Consider the following 17,976-nt stretch of genomic DNA (forward strand, 5'->3'; position numbering starts at 1 on the left):
TAGACACTGAGGGCGCAGGGGGAGGACACCACATGGACCGTTTCGACGAGATACCGGAAACCGCGCTGGCCTGGCACCGCGCGGGCAAGGGCGCCGTTCTGGCCACCGTGACCCAGACCTGGGGCAGCGCGCCGCGCCGCGTCGGGTCGCAGCTGGCGATCTCGGGCGAGGCGGCGATCGAGGGCTCGGTGTCGGGCGGCTGCGTCGAGGGCGCGGTGATCGTCGAGGCGCTGGAGGCGCTGGAGGACGGCAAGCCGCGCGAGCTGGAATTCGGCGTCAGCGACGACGACGCCTTTGCCGTGGGCCTGGCCTGCGGCGGAACGATCCGGGTGCTGGTGGAACCGGTCGGCGGCGCGCTGACCGAAGACCTGCTGGCCGAGCTGGTGGCCGCGCGCGCCGAACGGCGGCCCGTGGCCTATGTGGCCGACCTTGCCACCGGCGCGCGGCACCTGGCCTTTGACGGGTATGAGACGCGCTTTCGCATGGATCGCTCGGGGTTCGAGGAGGACAGCCGCACCTTCGTTGCGATCCACAACCCGCCGCTGCGCCTGATCGTCGTCGGTGCGGTGCACATCGCCCAGGCGCTGGTGCCCATGGCGCGGATCGCCGGTTACGATCCGGTGCTGGTCGACCCGCGCGAAACCTTCGGGTCCGAGACGCGCTTTCCCGGCGAACGCATCCTCAACGACTGGCCGGACGAGGCGGTGACGCAGCTTGGGCTGGACGGGCGCACGGCGCTTGTGCTGCTGACCCACGACCCCAAGCTCGACGACCCCGCCATCGAGGCCGCGCTGCGCTCGGGCGTGTTCTACATCGGTGCGCTGGGATCGACGCGCACCCATGCCAAACGGGTAGAGCGGCTGGCGCAGGCGGGCTTCACCGCCGAAGAGATCGCGCAGATCCATGGGCCCGTGGGGCTCGACATCGGGGCGGCGGGGCCGGCCGAGATCGCAGTGGCGATCCTGGCCGAGATGACCCGCGTGCTGAGGAAGGGCGCGTGAAATTCGGGCCGGTGCCGCTGGGTCAGGCGGTGGGCGCGGTGCTGGCGCATTCGGTGGCGCTCCCCGACGGAAGGCTGCGCAAAGGCAAGGTGCTGTCGCCGGCGGACATCGCCCCGCTGGAGGCCGCGGGTCTGACCGAGATCACCGTTGCCCGGCTGGAGCCCGGAGACGTTTCCGAAGACGCCGCCGCAGACCGGCTCGCCCGCGCGCTGGTCCCCGACTCGGGGGCGGCGCATCTGCGGCTGGGAAAGGCCGCGACGGGGCGGGTGAACCTGCACGGTCTGGTGCCGGGCGTGCTGGAGGTCGACGCCGAAAAAATCAACGCGGTCAATGCGGTGCATCCGATGATCACGGTGGCGACGCTGCCCGAATGGCAGCGCATGGCGCCCCGCGCCATGGCCGCGACTGTGAAGATTATTTCCTATGCCGTGCCCGAGGCGGCGGTGCAGGCGGCCTGCGACGCGGCGCCGGGCGCGCTGCGGGTGCGGCCGGTAGAGGTGGGATCGGCGCAGCTGATCCAGACGGTGGTGGACGACGACAGCGGCGACAAGGGCCAGCGCGCGATTCGCGCGCGGCTCGACCGGCTGGGGGTGGCGATGGGGCCGAAATGCGTCGTGGCGCACAGGATAGACGATCTGGCGGAGGCGATCGGCGGGTCCGAGGCTGAGGCGATCCTGATTCTGACCGGCTCGGCGACGTCGGACCTGCACGATGTCGCGCCGGAAGCCTTGCGCCGCGCGGGCGGAAGGGTGGCGCATTTCGGCATGCCGGTGGACCCCGGCAATCTGCTCTTTTTCGGCGATCTGCGGGGGCGTCCGGTGATCGGTCTGCCGGGCTGCGCGCGGTCGCCGGCGCTCAACGGTGCGGATTGGGTGATGGAGCGGATTTTCTGCGGTGTCCCGGTCACGCCCGGGGACATCATGGGGATGGGTGTTGGCGGTCTGCTGAAGGAGCCGCCGTCGCGGCCGCGGCCACGGGAGAAAGGTCAATGACGCTGACCATATGTTTCGCGCGCGAAACATTGGGACAGGAAGATTGACGTTTAACTTATTGATTTGTTTACGGTTATTAAGGGGGAATTAAGGCAGCGCTCGGTCCGCCCGCTGGGCGTCCTCGCTTGGTTGGTGCGCTTGCTCGGTCCGCCCGTTGGGCGTCCTCGCGGGCCAAAGAAAAGGGCGCCGCGGTGGGCGCCCTGTCGTGTCGTCGATGTCGCGCGGTTACTTGACCGGCCCGATCATCATCACCATCTGGCGGCCTTCCATCTTGGGGAAGTTTTCCACCTTGCCGATTTCCTTGGTATCCTCGGCCACGCGTTCGAGCAATTCGCGCCCCAGGTTCTGGTGCGCCATCTCGCGGCCGCGGAAGCGCAGGGTGATCTTTACCTTGTCGCCGTTTTCCAGGAACTTGAACACGTTGCGCATCTTGACCTCGTAGTCGTGCGTGTCGGTGCCGGGGCGGAACTTGACCTCTTTGACCTCGATGGTCTTCTGCTTTTTGCGGGCCTCGGATTCGCGCTTTTGCTGTTCGTATTTGAACTTGCCGTAATCCATGATCTTGCAGACCGGCGGCGTGGCGTTGGGCGAAATCTCGACAAGGTCGAGCCCGGCTTCCTCGGCCATTTCGAGGGCGCGGGCGGGGCTGACGACGCCTACATTCTCGCCCTCGGCGCCGATCAGGCGTATTTCGGGGGCGCGGATACGGTCGTTGACGCGGGGTCCGGTGTCGCGCGTCGGCGGCGCGTTGTGAGGTCTGCGGGCTATGGTTTTGTTCCTTGCATGGTTGGACGTTCGAGGCCGCACGGTAAACTTTGGCCGACCTCGATTCAAGCGGCAAATCGGTGCAAACGCGTGCTTTTCCTGCCGCTTTCCCAGCGTGGGGCAGCGCCGAGGAGCCGGCGAGGCCGGCGAGGAGGTGCTGCCCCGAGCGTGGAGGGCGCGTCAGTCGAGGAAGGCTTTTTCCACCACGTAATGCTTGGGGTCGGAATTGGCGCCTTCCTGCAGCCCGTAGCCTTCGAGCATCTCCTTGATTTCGAGGTTGAAGGCGAGGTTGCCGCAGACCATGGCGCGGTCCGTGTCCGCCTTCAGCGGCGGCACGCCGAGATCGGCAAAGACAGTGCCGTCGCGCATCAGGTCGGTGATGCGGCCCATCTTGGGGCTCTCTTCGCGGGTGGTGGTGGGATAATAGCGCAGCTTGGCCAGGTTCTCGGCCCCGATGAGCTCGGCCAGCATGTCGTCGCTGCGGATCGTCTCGATCAGTTCGGCGCCATAGGCCAGCTCGCCCACCTCGCGGCAGGTGTGGGTCAGGATGAGCTCGTCATAATCGAGATAGGTCTGCGGGTCGCGCAGGAGCGACGCGAAAGGCGCGATGCCGGTGCCGGTGGCGAAGAGCCAGAGCCTGTGGCCCGGCAGCAAAGCGTCATGCACCAGCGTGCCCACGGGCTTGGGCCGCAGGATGATCTGGTCGCCGGGCTGGATATGCTGCAGCCGGCTGGTGAGTGGGCCGTCCTGCACCTTGATCGAGTAGAATTCCAGCTCGTCGTCCCAGGAGGGCGAGGCGATGGAATAGGCGCGCAGGAGCGGCTTCTGTTTGCCGGTTTTGGGGTCGGGATCGCCCATCAGACCGATCATCACAAACTCGCCCGAGCGGAAGCGCAGCGAGGCGGGCCGGGTGACCCGGAACGAGAACAGCCGGTCGGTCCAGTGCTGCACGGAGGTCACGGTCTGCGCGTCGGGCAGCACCATCTTTTTCGGGGTCGCCGCGGCGGCGGTGGATTGGGTCACGGGGGTCAACTCTGTCATGTCTCACTGCCGGTGGATGTCACCGGTTCCTTAGGTCTAGCTTCGATCCGGGTCAGAAGGAAGGGCGCGGGGCAATTGGCTGCCGCGCCCTGTTGCCACTGTTGCGCGGGGGTCGTCAGCCGCGCAGGCGCGCCTGATAGTCGTGCGCCTGCCAGTCGGCGCGGAATTCCCATTGCGCTTGCGGTTGGCGGGCGGCGAGGTCGTCGGGGATCTCGACCTCGTCGAAACCTGCGCGGCGGGCCATGGCGTATTGATCGGCCAGCACATGACCCGCGGCGCGCAGCCGCCCGCGGTAGCCGCGCAGGCGCAGGAGCCGCGCCAGCGTGAAGCCGCGCCCGTCGGCGCTGGAGGGAAAGGCGATGCGGATCAGCGCGGCGTCGGTCGCGCCGTCGAGCGCGTCGGGATCGGTGTCGGAGGCCAGATCGAGGATCGGGCCGCGCCAGTCGTCGGGCGCAAAGCCGGTGTCGGTGACGAGAATGCTCATGGGGTCTGTCCTTGTCTGACGAGGCGGCCGTCCACGAAATGGATGCCGCATTCTTCCTTGTCCTGCCCGCGCCAGCGGCCTGACCGGGGATCCTCGCCCGGGGCGACGGGGGCGGTGCAGGGGGCGCAGCCGATGGAAGGATAGCCGCGCGCCACCAGCGGGTGCCGGGGCAGGCGGTTTTCCTCCATGTAGTCGCGCACATCGCTGGCGGCCCAATGGGCCAGCGGGTTGATCTTGATGAGGCCCGTCGCGTCGTCGGCTTCGAAGAAGTCGAGGGCTGCGCGGCTGCCGGACTGGTAGCGTTTGCGGCCGGTGATCCAGCCGTCGTATCCGTGCAGGGCGCGTGCCAGAGGTTCCGTCTTGCGCAGGGCGCAGCAGGCGTCGGGGTCGGTCTTGTGCAGGCTATTGCGCGGGTCCCGAACGGCGGCGTCGGGGGCGGTGACGATCCGCAGGTTGGTCAGGTGCAGGCGTTCGGCGAGCTCTTGCTGGTAGACCAGCGTTTCGGTGAAGAGCATTTCGGTGTCGATGAAGATCACCGGGACGTCGCGGTCGACCATCGAAGCGAGGTGCAAAAGCGCCACCGACTCCGCGCCGAAGCTCGACACCAGGGCGATGCGGCCCAGGCCCGGCGCCTTGAGCGCAGCGCGCAGCACGTCGGTCGCGCCGTGATGGCGCAGCCGCGCGTTCAGCGCGGCCGCGCGGGCGCGCAGGTCGGCGGTGCTCGGTCCGCCCTTGCGGGCGTCCTCGCGGCTGTCGGGCGCGTCACGCAGCATCGCGGGCGTCCCGTGCCGCAGGGTAGAGTGCGGCCTTGAACGGGGCCATGCCGGTGCGGCGGAAGGTGTCGATGAAGCTTTCGCTGCGGTCGCGGCGGATGCCGAGATAGGTCTCGACGACGGTCTCGACCGCGCCGACGATCCTGTCGGCAGGAAAGCCCGGGCCGGTGCGCTGGCCCAGCGCCGCACGTTCGGTGTGATCGCCGCCCAGGGTGATCTGGTAATTCTCGACCCCGGCGCGGTCGAGACCCAGGATCCCGATGTGGCCGACGTGGTGATGCCCGCAAGCGTTGATGCAGCCCGAGATCTTGATCTTGAGATCGCCGATGTCGTGTTCGTTCTGAAGCTCTTCGAAGCGGGTGGCGATTTCCTGAGCGATGGGGATAGAGCGGGCGGTGGCCAGAGCGCAGTAATCCATGCCGGGGCAGGCGATGATGTCGCTGATCTTGCCAATATTGGCGGTGCCGAGGCCATGGGCCTTGAGGATGGCGTGGACCTCGGGCAGGTCGTTCTTGTGCACATGCGGCAGCACGACGTTCTGTTCGTGGCTGATGCGCAGCTCGTCATGACCGAAGCGTTCGGCCAGGTCCGCCAGAACGCGCATCTGGTCGGAGGTGGCGTCGCCGGGCGTGGCCCCGTGCGCCTTGAGGCTGATCTGCGCAATGGCGTAGCCGGGGGCACGGTGCGCGGTGAGATTGCTGTCGGCCCAGGCGCGGAACACCGGATCGGCGGCATAGGCGCTCTCGAACCCGGCGGTGGGCGCGGATTTGAAGGCGGGCGGGGCGAATTGCGCCTCGATCCCGGCCAGCATCTGCTGGTCGACCCCGGTGAAGGCGGGGCGCAGTTCGGCGAAGCGCGCCTCGACGCGGGCGCGGATATCCTCGAGCCCGTGCTCGTGCACGGTGATCTTGATGCGCGCCTTGTACTTGTTGTCGCGCCGGCCCAGCAGGTTCCAGACGCTGACGATGGCCTCGAGATAGGGCAGAAGGTCGGCGCGCGGCAGGAAGTCGCGGATCACCTTGCCGATCATCGGCGTGCGGCCGAGGCCGCCGCCTACGATGACCTCGAAACCGTCATGGCCGTTCTGCCGCACCATCCGCAGGCCGATATCGTGCGCGCGGGTGACGGCGCGGTCGTTGGGGCTTCCGGTGACCGCGATCTTGAACTTGCGCGGCAGGAACTGGAATTCGGGGTGGTCGGTGGACCATTGCCGGATCAGTTCGGCCACGGGGCGGGGGTCGGCGATTTCATCCGCGGCGGCGCCGGCGAAGTGATCGGCGGTGACGTTGCGGATGGTGTTGCCGGAGGTCTGGATGGCGTGCATCTGCACCTCGGCCAAGGCGTCGAGCATGTCGGGCACGTCGCCGAGGGTCGGCCAGTTGAACTGGATGTTCTGGCGCGTGGTGAAATGGCCGTAGCCCTTGTCCCAGCGGTCGGCGATATAGGCCAGCTGGCGCATCTGGGCGCCGTTGAGCGTGCCGTAAGGGATGGCCACGCGCAGCATATAAGCGTGGAGCTGCAGATAGAGGCCGTTCATCAGGCGTAGCGGCTTGAATTCGTCCTCGGTCAGCGACCCGTCGATTCGGCGGGCCACCTGCTGGCGGAATTGGGCGTTACGCTCTGCCACGAAAGCGGCGTCGAAATCGGTGTAGCGGTACATCTCGTCTGTCCTCTGGCTGTGGCCGGGGGGCGTTTTCTTGCAAAGAAAACGGGCAAAAATCTTTCAAAGATTTTTGGCGGCCTCGTTGGCCTGTTTGCCGTGAAAGTGGTTGGAGGGGCCCTTACGGCGGAAATCCTCGCGGAAATGCGCGGGCTCGGGCCCGCGCGGGCCGGGCCGGACGTCGGCCAGGTAGACGCCCACCGCCTCGGCGGTGCGGCGCGCAGCGTCGAGCAGGCGCAGCTGGGCGTGGGCCTCGTCGCTCAGCACCTCGGCACAGGCCAGATCGCGGGTCCAGCTGTCGTCTTCGGCGAGATAGATCACGTCGCCTTCGATCAGGGCGTTGGCGGTCACGACCTTGGGGGTGAAGATCTGGGGCATCAGGCGCGCTCCTCTGTCTGCAGATTGTCGATGGCGGATCGGGCCTGGCGCGGGGCGAGGCCGAAAAGAACGATCGCGGGGCCGGAGAGCTGCGCCGCGCCGAGATCGGCGGGCAGGCTGGCCAGCGTGGCCGCCAATACGCGCTCATCTGGGCGCGAGGCGTTCTCGACCACCGTGACCGGCGTGGAAGGGTCGGCGCCATGCATCATCAGCCGCCCCTGGATGAACCGGGCCGCCTTCTTGCCCATGTAGATCGCCGCCACCGCGCCGGGCCGGGCGAGCCCGCGCCAGTCGTGATCGGCGAAACCTTCCATGTCGTGGCCGGTCAGCAGCCGCAGATCGGCGTTGCGGCCGCGTTTGGTCAGGCTCTGGCCGATCCCGGCGACCGCGGCGGAGGCCGAGGTGATGCCGGGCACGATGTGCCAGCCGATCCCGGCCTCCGACACCGCCTCGAGCTCTTCGTCGAGCCGGCCGAAGACCGTAGCGTCACCGGATTTCAGCCGCACGACCTGAGCGCCCGCCCGGGCATGTTCGACGATCAGCGCGTTGATGTCGGCCTGCTGCATCGAAGGGCCGAAGCCTTCCTTGCCAGCGTCGATCAGAACCGCCTCGCGCCGGGCCAGCTCGAGGATCGCCGGAGAGATCAGCCGGTCGTGGATCACCACGTCCGCCGTATCGAGCGCGCGGCGGGCCTTGAGGGTCAGCAACTCCGGATCGCCGGGGCCCGCGCCGACAAAGGCCACGTGGCCCGGGCGCGCGGCGGCGTCGAGATGGCGCGAGAGCAGATCGTCGAGGGTTTCGCGGGCTTCTTCCTCGCTCCGCGCCAGTGCGCGGGGGCCCTCGTTGAAATAGAACTCCGACCAGAAGGCACGCCGCGCCCGGCCCATCGGCAGCGCCTCGGCCACCTTACGGAAGGCCTGTCCGATGCGGGCGAGACGGCCGAGCGTTGCGGGCAGCCGCGCCTCGATATCGCCCTTGATGGCGCGGGCCAGCACCGGGGCCGCGCCTTCGGTGCCGATGGCGACGGTCACCGGATCGCGGTCGACCATGGCGGGCGTGATGAACTGGCTGTCGGTCAGGTTGTCGACGATATTGGCCAGCGCGCCGTCGGCCCGGGCCAGCGCGGCGGTGCGGGCATCCTCGACCGGATCCTCATCGGCGGCGTAGAAGAGCACTGCGCAGGTGGCGTCGCCGGGCTCCATCCGACGACGCTGTAGGGTGAGCCGCCCTTGCGCGTGCCAGGCCTCGATCTCGGGCGCGGGGTCGGGGGCGAAGACGGTGACATGCGCCTCGGTCTTGAGCAGCAGCCGCAGCTTGGCCAGCGCCGCGCCGCCGCCGCCCGAGAGCACCACCCGGCGCCCGGCCAGCGCCACGAAGATCGGAAAATGTTTCATATCGCGGCCCTCTCACACGCATTTCTTGTTTTTAAATTAGAATATTGTTCTGTAATTTATCCAGATGTCTGGAAAAACAAGAACGTATGTTCTAAGTGATCTCACGAAGCAGGCATTTGTTTCACTGCCGCCAAGATCGAAGGACAGCCGATGCGCATCGACGAGACCGACCGAAAAATCCTTTCCGAGCTGCAACGCGACGCCAGCCAGTCGCTGGACGAAATCGCCAAATCCGTGGGGTCCTCGAAGACGCCGGTATGGAATCGCATCCGCAAGCTGCGCGAGGCCGGGGTGATCGGCGCGCAGACCGTGCTGCTGGACGCCGAGGCGCTGGGGTTCGAGGCCTGCTTCTTCGTGCTGATCCGCACCTCCGAGCACGAGGCCGAGTGGCAGGCGCGGTTCCTCAAGGCTCTCAAGGCCCGGCCCGAGGTGCAGGAGGCGCACCGGCTGGCGGGGGATATCGACTATATCCTCAAGGTCCGGGTGAAAAACGCGCGCGCCTACGACGCCTTCTATCAGGCGCTGATCTCGGAGGTGAAAGTGCACAATGTCACAGCACTTTTGTCGATGGAAGAGATCAAGGCCACCACCGCCTTGCCCCTCTGACCGGGCGGTCAAAAGGAGCGCTACCGCGCGCTTTCATTCCGCAAAAGTCGGAGTGACGCGTCATGCAGGCCATGGCCCTGGCGGCATCTGCGGGATTGCCTCCGGCGGGGATATTTGAGGATCGATGAAGACGGGGGCGCGGCTCATGCTTTCACTGATCCCCAAATATCCCGGGGGGGTTGGGGGCTGGCCCCCCATCCGGCCTTGGGGGAGGCGCCGCCGGCCGATTAGTGCTCAGCGGTCGATGCAGAGCGCCTCCAGCCCATGGAAGTGGTAGCTGTTGGCGTGTTGTGGCAGATCGGCCAGCCGCATTCCCGGCAGGCGCGCGAAGAGGATGGGCAGGGCGATCTGCAATTCCAGCCGGGCGAGCGGCGCGCCGACGCAGAAATGCAGCCCGCCGCCGAAGCTGACGTGATTTGGCCTGGCGCGTTGCGGGTCGAATCTGTCCGGGGCGCCGAAGACCGCCCCGTCGCGGTTGGCTGAGGCCAGCAGCAGCGCCACCCGGTCGCCGCGCCGGAAGCGGTTGCCGAAAAGCTCGACCTCCTCATAGGCGTAGCGGGTGAACATGTGCAGCGGCGGGTCGAAGCGCAGGACTTCCTCGGTCACGGCCTCGGCGCTGTCTTCGGTGACCGTAAGGCCGCGTTCCAGCAGCGCCTTGAGCCCGTTGCCGAGCGTGTGCACCGTCGCCTCGTGGCCGGCGTTGAGCAGCAGGATGCAGGTGGTGATGAGCTCTTCGGTAGACAGCCGGTCGCCGTCTTCCGACGCGGCGATGAGATGGGTGATCAGGTCGTCGCGTGGCGCGCCGCGGCGGCGGTCGATGTAATCGGTCAGGAAGGCGGCGAAGTCGCCGGCGGCGCGGGCGGCGGCGTCCTCGACCGCGCGGTCGCGGCGGGCCTGGTACATCGCCACCATGGCGTTGGACCAGGCCAAAAGCTGCGGGGCCATGTTGCGGGGCACGCCGAGCAGGTCGGCGATCACGATCACCGGCAGTTGCTGGCAGAAGGCGGGCAACAGATCGACGGGGCCCTCGGGCAGATCGTCGATCAGCCGGTGGCAGAGCGTGGCGATCTCGGGCCCCAGGGCGGCGATTCGGCGCGAGGTGAAGGCGCGCAGCACAAGGCCGCGCAGGCGGGTGTGGCGGGGCGGTTGGAGCTCGAGCATGGAATGCGCCTCGATCCGGTAGAAGGGCGCGAGGTGGGCGGGGATGTCCGGGGCAAGCTCGGCCGGAACCTCGCGGCCGAAGCGGCGGTCGCGCAGGAGCGCGTGCACCGCGCGGTGCGTGGCGGCGCAGGGCATGGCGTAATCCTCCCACCAGACCAGATCGCCCCCGGCGCGCAGGGTGTCGTAGAACGGGTAGGGGTTCTGGACGAAGGCGGGGTCGGTCGGGGATTGGCGGACATGCTGCATGACGCGAAGCTGACGCTTGGCGCTGGCCTTGGCAAGGCGGCTGTTGCTATGCAGGGGACATGAGATCAAAACTGGGGATCGCGGCCATCTATCTGGCTGCCGTTGCGGGGCTGACGGCGGCGGTCTGGGGCTATGGCTACGGCCAGGCGCTGGATCAGGCGGCGGCGCGCGGCAGGGCCGACCTTGCGCTGGCCGCCGACCGGCTGGTGACCCAGTTGCAGCGTTACCGGGAGACGGCGGTGCTGATGTCGGATCATCCGGTTCTGTCGGCGCTGCACGGTGGCGCCCCGCGCGCAGCGGCGGATGCGCTGCTGCTCGAGACCGCCGACAAGACCGCAGCCCTGACCGCCTATTACGCCGACCCCGGCGGGCGGGTGCTGGCCTCGGCGCACGGGATCGCGCCCGAGGGGCTGGCGGAGGCCGGCTATTTCCGCCGCGCACTGCAAGGCGCGCTTGGGGCCGAGCACGGGTCGAGCGCGGGGTTTTCGCGCCGGGCCTATTCCTTTGCGGCGCCGTCCTTTGGCCCCGACGGCACGGTGCTTGGCGTGCTGGTGGTGGTGGTGGATATCGACAACCTGGAGCAGGATTGGCGGGGCTCGTGGCCGGCGGTCTATTTCACCGACCGCAGCGGACAGGTCTTCGTGACGAACCGCTCGGAGATGTTGTTCTGGCGCCGTGTGCCCGGCGGGATGGAGACCGCGGGCGGCTTGATCGGCGTCGACCGGCAGGACGTGGGCGGGCACGAGATCTGGCATCAGGCGCTGAGCGCCTACGTGCCGCAAGCGGCGCTGCATCTGGAGCGCGACCTGCCGGTGATCGGCATGCTGGGCGAGGTGCTGGTCGATGTGGCCCCGGCGCGGCGGCTGGCGGGGCTGCAGGCGGCGGCGATGGCGGCGCTTTGTCTGTTCTTCGGGGCGCTCTTGTGGCTGGCCACGGAACGGCGGCGGGCGCTGAGCGCGGCCAATGCGGTGCTCGAGGACAGGGTGCAGCAGCGCACGCGGGCGCTGGAGAGTTCGAACGCAGCGCTCAGGCGCGAGGTGACCGAGCGGCAGGAGGCCGAGGCGGCGCTGAAGCGCGCCCAGGCCGAGCTGGTGCAGGCGGGCAAGCTGAGTGCGCTGGGGCAGATGTCGGCGGGGATCAGCCACGAGCTGAACCAGCCGCTGATGGCGATCCAGCAATATGCCGAGAACGGCGCGCAGTTTCTGGCGCGGGGGCAGGCCGACAGAGCCGAGGGAAACCTGACGCGGATCGCCAAGATGGCGGCGCGCATGGCGCGGATCATTCGCAGCCTGCGCGCCTTTGCCCGCCAGGAGGCGCAGCCGATGGGGCGGGTCGATCTGGGCGCGGTGATCGGCCAGGCGATCGAGCTGACCGAGGCGCGGCTGGCGGCGGACGGCATCCGGCTCGACTGGGTCCCGCCGGACCGGCCGGTGCTGGCCTATGGCGGCGAGGTGCGGCTGGCGCAGGTTCTGACCAACCTCATCACCAATGCCGCCGATGCGATGGCCGAGAGCCCCGAGAAATGCATCCGCATCGCGGTGGAGGACGGCGCGCGGCTGGCGGTGACGGTGCGCGACACCGGGCCGGGGATCACCGAGCCCGAGAAGATCTTCGATCCGTTCTATTCCACCAAGAGTGTGGGCAGTTCCGAGGGCATGGGGCTGGGGCTGTCGATTTCCTACGGGCTGGTGCAAAGCTTTGGCGGCGCGATCCGGGGGGCCAATTGCGCGGACGGCGGGGCGGTGTTCACGGTCGAGCTCGATCCCTGGCGCGAGGAGGCGGCGGCATGACGTGCGCCGCTCGCGCCAGGGCGCATCGCCCCGCCCGCCATCCCGTGGAGGTTTGCGCATGAGCGATCCGATTCTGTTGGTCGACGACGATGCCGCGGTGCGCGAGGCGCTGGTGCAGACGCTGGAGCTGGCCGATCTGTCGCCGATCGCGGCGGGGTCGTTCGTCGAGGCCAAGGACCGGATCACGCCCGAGTTCGAGGGTGTCATCGTGTCCGACATCCGGATGCCGGGGCGCGACGGGTTCCACCTGCTGACCTATGCGCGAGAGCGGGACGCCGATCTGCCGGTCATTCTGCTGACCGGCGAGGGCGACATTCCCATGGCGGTGCGCGCGATGGGCGAGGGGGCGTTCGATTTCCTGGAAAAGCCCTGCGCGGCCGAGGATCTGCTGGCGGTGATCCGGCGGGCGCTGAAAACACGGCGGCTGGTGATGGAGAACCGCCGCCTCAAGGCGCAGCTGGAGACAGGCGATCCGGCGGCGCGGATGCTGTTCGGCGATTCGGCCCGCGCCGAGGCCTTGCGCGCACAGGTGCGCGCGGCGGCGCAGGCGGGCACGGATGTGCTGGTCAGCGGCGCGCCCGGCAGCGGCATTTCCAAGGTGGCCGAGGTGGTGCATCTGAGCTCGGCCCGCGCCAAGCGGCCGTTTGTCAAGCGCGCGGCCGCGGGGCTGGAGCGCGCGGCGCTGACGCAGGTCTGGGCCGAGGCCGAGGGCGGCACGGTCTTTCTGGACGAGATCGCCAGCCTGCCGACCGACAGCCAGCTGGCGCTGGCCGACGCGCTGGACAGTGGCGGCGCGCGGCTGATCGCGGGCAGCACGCGGGATCTGAGCCGCGCGGTCGAGACCGGCGCGCTGATGGCCGAGCTATTCTACCGGCTGGACGTGATGCGCGTGCATGTCCCGGCGCTGGCGGAGCGGCCCGAGGATATCCCCATACTCTTTCGCCATTACGTCGCGCAGGCTGCCGAGCAGGCGGGCCTGCCCGCGCCCGAGGTGGGCGAGGAGGTGATCGCCGACATCGTGGCGCGCGACTGGCCGGGCAATGCGCGGGCGCTGATGAGCCATGCCATGCGCTTTGTGCTGGGCGTGGCCGACAGTGCGGCGGGTACGCCGGGCCTGGGGCTCAACGAGCGTCTGGCGCAGGTGGAACGGTCGCTTCTGGCCGAGGCGCTGCGCGGCGCCGGAGGGCAGGCCAGTGCCGCCGCCGAGGCGCTGCGGCTGCCGCGCAAGACCTTCTATGACAAGCTGGCGAAATACGGGCTGAAGCCCGAGCAGTTCCGTTAAGGCGCGGGGCGGATTCGCGTTTGTGCAGAGTGCCCGGAATTTGTGCGGAAATCCGCACAAGCGGAAATCCGCGCTGTGCGGAATCTCGCACAGATTGCGGCCGGACGCCGTCAATCCGCATGAGGGACCGCTTGCAAGTGTTTGATATAAAATAACCTTCCAAATTGGTGGCGCTACCATTTCACGAAGGCTTGATGGCGCGGCGGCGGTGCCGTTCCCTACGCCGCAGCGGTGCGTTCCCGGGAGGGGGGCGCCCGTCCGAATGAACAACGTTCCGGGAGGACACCCATGAAGAAGTTTCTGATGAGCGCCGTTGCGGCGGCTGCGCTGATGACCGGCGGCAGCGCCGCGATGGCGGCCTGCGACGATGGCGAGATCGTCATCAAGTTCAGCCACGTGACCAACACCGACCGTCACCCCAAGGGCATCGCGGCGACGCTGCTTATGACCCGCGTCAACGAAGAGATGAACGGCAAGGCTTGCATGGAGGTCTTCCCCAACTCGACGCTTTATAACGACGATCAGGTGCTGGAAGCGATGCTGCAGGGCGACGTCCAGCTGGCCGCGCCCTCGCTGTCGAAGTTCGAGCAGTTCACCAAGCAGTTCCGCATCTTCGACCTGCCCTTCATGTTCAAGAACATCGAGGCGGTGGATGCGTTCCAAAGCAGCGAGACCGGTCAGGCGATGAAGGAATCGATGACCCGCCGCGGCCTGCTGGGCCTGGCGTTCTGGCACAACGGCATGAAGCAGATGTCGGCCAACGTGCCGCTCAACGCGCCGACCGACGCCGACGGGCTGAAGTTCCGAGTGCAGAACTCGGACGTGCTCAAGGCGCAGATGGCCGCGCTTGGCGGCTCGCCCCAGCCGATGGCCTTTTCGGAAGTGTACGGCGCGCTGCAGACCGGCGTCGTGGACGGGCAGGAGAACACCTGGTCCAACATCTACGGCCAGAAGTTCTTTGAGGTGCAGGACGGCATCACCGAGACCAACCACGGCGTGATCGACTATCTGCTGGTCACCGGCACCGACTGGTGGGACGGGCTGGACGCCGATGTGCGCGACCAGCTGGCGACGATCATCGAAGAGGTGACGACGGCGCGGAACTCTGAATCCTTCAAGGTGAACCAGGAAGCCAAGCAGGCGATCATCGAGGCCGGCGGCACCGTGCGCGAGCTCTCGCCCGAGCAGCGCATGGCATGGGTCGACGCGATGAAGCCGGTCTGGGAGCAGTTCAAGGAAGACGTCGGTCAGGAGAACATCGACGCCGCCCAGGCGATCAACGCCGGGCTCTGATCCCAGAGTCGTGAAAATGGCCCGGTCCCCGTGCGGGGGCCGGGCCGTATCGCCTGCCGCAAACGGCGGGAATTTCCGTAAAACGGGAGGGGGACATGTCGGGTCATTACCGGGCAGAGACTGTCTTGGGCCAGTTCGTCAACGAACTGGAAGAGACGTTCATCGCCATCATCCTCGGGCTGATGACGATCATCACCTTCATCAACGTGGTGCTGCGCTACGGCTTCAACACCGGCCTGATCTGGGGGCTGGAGATGACGTCGTTCCTGTTCGCCTGGCTGGTGCTCTTCGGGGTCAGCTATGCGGTCAAGGTGACGGCGCATCTGGGCGTGGACGCGGTGATCAACGTGGTGCCGCCCAATGTGCGGCGGGTGCTGGTGCTGACGTCGGTTGCTGTCTGCGTGGCCTATGCGGCGCTCTTGATGAAAGGCGCGTGGGATTACTGGGCGAATTTCGCCAACCTGCCGCAGACCACCGGGCGCTGGTTCCCCACCGGGCTGGAAGAGATGAAGCGCACCTCTTATCGCGGCTGGTACGAGGTGGTCGACATTCCGTTCCCCGAGTGGCTGCGCTGGATCCAGCCGATCATGAACGAGGGCGAGGATTACGAGAAAATACCCCGCTTCATCCCCTATGCCATGCTGCCTTTCGGCGTCGCGCTGCTGCTTTTCCGCTTCATCCAGGCCGGTGTGCGCATCTGGCGGGGCCAGGCCGACAGCCTGATCGTCAGCCATGAGGCCGAAGACGCCGTCGACGACGTCGCACATATGAACCGCGGGGACTGATCCATGGAAGTCGCAATTCTTTTCGGAATGGTGATCGGCCTGATGCTGATCGGCGTACCCATCGCGGTGTCGCTCGGGTTTTCGTCGACCATCTTCCTGCTGGTGCTGAGCGACACGTCGCTGGGCTCTATCGCGCAGAGCTTTTTTCAGGCGATGGCGGGGCATTACACGCTTCTGGCGATCCCGTTCTTCATCCTGGCCTCGTCGTTCATGTCGACAGGCGGGGTGGCGCGGCGGATCATCCGCTTTTCCATCGCCATCGTGGGGCATTTCCCCGGCGGTCTGGCCATCGCGGGCGTCTTCGCCTGTATGCTCTTTGCGGCCCTTTCGGGCTCGTCCCCGGCCACGGTGGTCGCGATCGGCTCGATCGTGATCGCGGGCATGCGGCAGGTGGGCTATTCCAAGGACTTCGCCGCAGGCGTGATCGCCAACGCGGGCACGCTCGGCATCCTGATCCCGCCCTCCATCGTAATGGTGGTCTACGCCAGCGCCACCGACGTGTCGGTCGGGCGGATGTTCCTGGCGGGCGTCATCCCGGGCCTGCTGGCGGGCACGATGCTGATGCTGACCATCTACATCATCGCCAAGATCCGCGACCTGCCCAAGGGCGAGTGGAAAGGCTGGGGCGAGGTGTTCGAGGCCGGCCGCGAGGCGGGCTGGGGGCTCTTCCTGATCGTGATCATCCTGGGCGGCATCTACGGCGGCATCTTCACCCCGACCGAGGCCGCGGCGGTGGCGGCGGTCTACGCCTTCTTCATCGCCTCCTTCGTCTATCGCGACATGGGGCCGCTGGCGGGCAAGGACGGCGCGCCGAACCTGCCGCTGGTGCGCAAACCCATCGCGCTGATCACGGCGTTCTTCCACAAGGACACCAAGGACACGGTCTTCGAGGCGGGCAAGCTGACGGTCACGCTGATGTTCATCATCGCCAACGCGCTGATCCTCAAACACGTGCTGACCGACGAGCAGATCCCCCAGAGCATCGCCGCGGCGATGCTGGACGCGGGCTTCGGCCCGGTGGTTTTCCTGATCATCGTCAACGTGATCCTGCTGATCGGCGGCCAGTTCATGGAGCCCTCGGGCCTCATCGTGATTGTGGCGCCGCTGGTCTTTCCCATCGCTATCGAGCTGGGGATCGACCCCATTCACCTCGGCATCATCATGGTGGTGAACATGGAGATCGGGATGATCACGCCGCCGGTGGGCCTGAACCTCTTCGTCACGTCCGGCGTGGCCGGCATGCCGATGATGCGCGTCGTGCGCGCGGCTCTGCCGTTCCTGGCGGTGCTCTTCGTCTTCCTGATCATGGTGACCTACATCCCCTGGCTCAGCACATGGCTGCCGACAACCTTCATGGGGCCCGAGATCATCACCAGATAGACGTGATCCAAAGGAGCGCTTCCGCGCGCTCTTATTCCGCAAAAGCAAAGGCGACGCTCCGAACCGGGCGTCGCCTCTTTCGTCACGGGATACTCCCCAAAAACCGGGCGCTCCCGCCCCCTTTCACTGATCCCGAAATATCCCGGGGAGTGTGAGGGGCTGGCCCCTCACTCCTGCCGGCTCAGCCCGCGCTGGCGTTCAAGGCCTCGACGATCGGCCCGAAATCCGCGGCCTTGAGGCTCGCGCCGCCCACCAGCGCGCCATCGACATTGGAGACCGCAAAGATCTCGGCCGCGTTGCTCGCCTTGACGCTGCCGCCATAGAGCAGCCGGATCGCTCCGGCGGTATCCGCGCCAAAGCGTTCTACAAGATCGGCGCGGATGAAATCGTGCACCTCGGCGATCTGTTCCACCGTGGGCACCTTGCCGGTGCCGATGGCCCAGACCGGCTCGTAGGCGATCACCAGCGTCTCGCCCGTCGCTCCGTCCGGCACCGACCCGGCCAGTTGCCCCGCGATGACCGCCAGCGTCTCGCCCGCCTCGCGCTCGGCCAGCGTCTCGCCGATGCAGAGCACGGCGACCAGCCCCGCCGCCCAGGCGGCGGTCGTCTTGGCGGCGACGTCGGCGTCGCTCTCGTGGTGGTCGGCGCGGCGTTCGGAATGGCCGGTGATCACATGGCTTGCGCCTGCGTCGCGCAGCATCAGCGCCGAGATGTCGCCGGTATGCGCGCCGCTGGCGGCGGCGTGGCAATCCTGCCCGCCGATGGCCACGCCAGCACAGTTCCTTGCCGCGGCCGCGACGAGGGTCGCGGGCGGGCAGATCAGCACCTCGGCGGCGCCGCCTGTCACGGCGCCGAGCGCCTCGATCTCGGCCAGCGCCTCGGTCGTTCCGTTCATCTTCCAGTTTCCGGCGGCCAGTTTGCGTCGCATGTTCGCTCCCATTTTCC

17 protein-coding genes are annotated in these 17,976 nt (G+C 67.6%); 8 read left to right on the top strand and 9 right to left on the bottom strand.

What is annotated here, in order from left to right; genetic code table 11:
- The first annotated feature begins 32 nt into the window (after window positions 1-32).
- Together RXV88_RS04835 and RXV88_RS04840 are read left to right on the top strand one after the other, a co-directional pair.
- A complete protein-coding gene (locus RXV88_RS04835) occupies window positions 33-1,001 on the top strand; it encodes an XdhC family protein (RefSeq protein WP_316290973.1) in 969 nt (322 codons plus the stop codon).
- A complete protein-coding gene (locus RXV88_RS04840; protein ID WP_316290974.1) occupies window positions 998-1,993 on the top strand; it encodes a molybdopterin-binding protein in 996 nt (331 codons plus the stop codon). The genes RXV88_RS04835 and RXV88_RS04840 overlap by 4 nt, the downstream gene beginning before the upstream one ends.
- A gap of 225 nt (window positions 1,994-2,218) precedes the next feature.
- Here RXV88_RS04840 and infC read toward each other — a convergent pair whose 3' ends face one another.
- The 7 genes from infC to cysG form a co-directional block, all read right to left on the bottom strand.
- The gene (gene infC / locus RXV88_RS04845; protein ID WP_410468802.1) at window positions 2,219-2,761 is read right to left on the bottom strand and encodes a translation initiation factor IF-3; all 543 of its coding nucleotides are present in this window, start codon (window positions 2,759-2,761) and stop codon (window positions 2,219-2,221) included.
- A 177-nt stretch (window positions 2,762-2,938) separates the two neighbouring features.
- A complete protein-coding gene (locus tag RXV88_RS04850) occupies window positions 2,939-3,799 on the bottom strand; it encodes a ferredoxin--NADP reductase (RefSeq protein ID WP_316290976.1) in 861 nt (286 codons plus the stop codon).
- Window positions 3,800-3,914: 115 nt separating this feature from the next.
- On the bottom strand, window positions 3,915-4,283 hold the full coding sequence (locus RXV88_RS04855) for a DUF934 domain-containing protein (protein ID WP_316290977.1): 369 nt from the start codon (window positions 4,281-4,283) through the stop codon (window positions 3,915-3,917).
- A complete protein-coding gene (locus RXV88_RS04860) occupies window positions 4,280-5,056 on the bottom strand; it encodes a phosphoadenylyl-sulfate reductase (protein ID WP_316290978.1) in 777 nt (258 codons plus the stop codon). Before RXV88_RS04860 ends, RXV88_RS04855 begins: the two co-directional genes overlap by 4 nt.
- Window positions 5,046-6,716, bottom strand: a complete 1,671-nt coding sequence (locus RXV88_RS04865) for a nitrite/sulfite reductase (RefSeq protein WP_316290979.1) — start codon at window positions 6,714-6,716, stop codon at window positions 5,046-5,048. Before RXV88_RS04865 ends, RXV88_RS04860 begins: the two co-directional genes overlap by 11 nt.
- 63 nt (window positions 6,717-6,779) lie before the next feature.
- Window positions 6,780-7,094: a DUF2849 domain-containing protein gene (locus tag RXV88_RS04870; RefSeq protein ID WP_316290980.1), complete on the bottom strand. Its 315-nt coding sequence runs from the start codon at window positions 7,092-7,094 to the stop codon at window positions 6,780-6,782.
- The gene (gene cysG, locus RXV88_RS04875; protein ID WP_316290981.1) at window positions 7,094-8,488 is read right to left on the bottom strand and encodes a siroheme synthase CysG; all 1,395 of its coding nucleotides are present in this window, start codon (window positions 8,486-8,488) and stop codon (window positions 7,094-7,096) included. Before cysG ends, RXV88_RS04870 begins: the two co-directional genes overlap by 1 nt.
- 150 nt (window positions 8,489-8,638) lie before the next feature.
- On the opposite strand from cysG, the gene RXV88_RS04880 reads away from it, so the two are divergent.
- Complete coding sequence (locus RXV88_RS04880; RefSeq protein WP_316290982.1) at window positions 8,639-9,094, top strand: Lrp/AsnC family transcriptional regulator; 456 nt, start codon at window positions 8,639-8,641, stop codon at window positions 9,092-9,094.
- Between the two features lie 234 nt (window positions 9,095-9,328).
- On the opposite strand, the gene RXV88_RS04885 is transcribed toward RXV88_RS04880, so the two are convergent.
- Window positions 9,329-10,501, bottom strand: a complete 1,173-nt coding sequence (locus tag RXV88_RS04885) for a cytochrome P450 (RefSeq protein ID WP_316290983.1) — start codon at window positions 10,499-10,501, stop codon at window positions 9,329-9,331.
- Window positions 10,502-10,560: 59 nt separating this feature from the next.
- Here RXV88_RS04885 and RXV88_RS04890 point away from each other — a divergent pair, with 59 nt between their 5' ends.
- The 5 genes from RXV88_RS04890 to RXV88_RS04910 all read left to right on the top strand — a co-directional run bounded on the left by RXV88_RS04890 (window position 10,561) and on the right by RXV88_RS04910 (window position 17,031).
- Complete coding sequence (locus RXV88_RS04890; protein ID WP_316290984.1) at window positions 10,561-12,291, top strand: sensor histidine kinase; 1,731 nt, start codon at window positions 10,561-10,563, stop codon at window positions 12,289-12,291.
- 58 nt (window positions 12,292-12,349) lie between these two features.
- Window positions 12,350-13,573 (top strand): sigma-54 dependent transcriptional regulator, encoded by a 1,224-nt coding sequence (locus RXV88_RS04895; protein WP_316290985.1) that lies wholly within the window; start codon window positions 12,350-12,352, stop codon window positions 13,571-13,573.
- A 288-nt stretch (window positions 13,574-13,861) separates the two neighbouring features.
- Window positions 13,862-14,866, top strand: coding sequence for a DctP family TRAP transporter solute-binding subunit (locus RXV88_RS04900; protein WP_316290986.1), 1,005 nt, complete (start codon window positions 13,862-13,864; stop codon window positions 14,864-14,866).
- 95 nt (window positions 14,867-14,961) lie between these two features.
- On the top strand, window positions 14,962-15,651 hold the full coding sequence (locus RXV88_RS04905; protein ID WP_316290987.1) for a TRAP transporter small permease: 690 nt from the start codon (window positions 14,962-14,964) through the stop codon (window positions 15,649-15,651).
- Window positions 15,652-15,654: 3 nt separating this feature from the next.
- Window positions 15,655-17,031: a TRAP transporter large permease gene (locus RXV88_RS04910; protein ID WP_316290988.1), complete on the top strand. Its 1,377-nt coding sequence runs from the start codon at window positions 15,655-15,657 to the stop codon at window positions 17,029-17,031.
- A 181-nt stretch (window positions 17,032-17,212) separates the two neighbouring features.
- On the opposite strand, the gene tpiA is transcribed toward RXV88_RS04910, so the two are convergent.
- Window positions 17,213-17,959: a triose-phosphate isomerase gene (tpiA, locus tag RXV88_RS04915; RefSeq protein ID WP_316290989.1), complete on the bottom strand. Its 747-nt coding sequence runs from the start codon at window positions 17,957-17,959 to the stop codon at window positions 17,213-17,215.
- Window positions 17,960-17,976: the final 17 nt, after the last annotated feature.

Origin of the sequence: Aestuariicoccus sp. MJ-SS9, from assembly GCF_032586235.1 — a bacterium.
In the GTDB taxonomy this organism is placed as follows: domain Bacteria; phylum Pseudomonadota; class Alphaproteobacteria; order Rhodobacterales; family Rhodobacteraceae; genus Aestuariicoccus.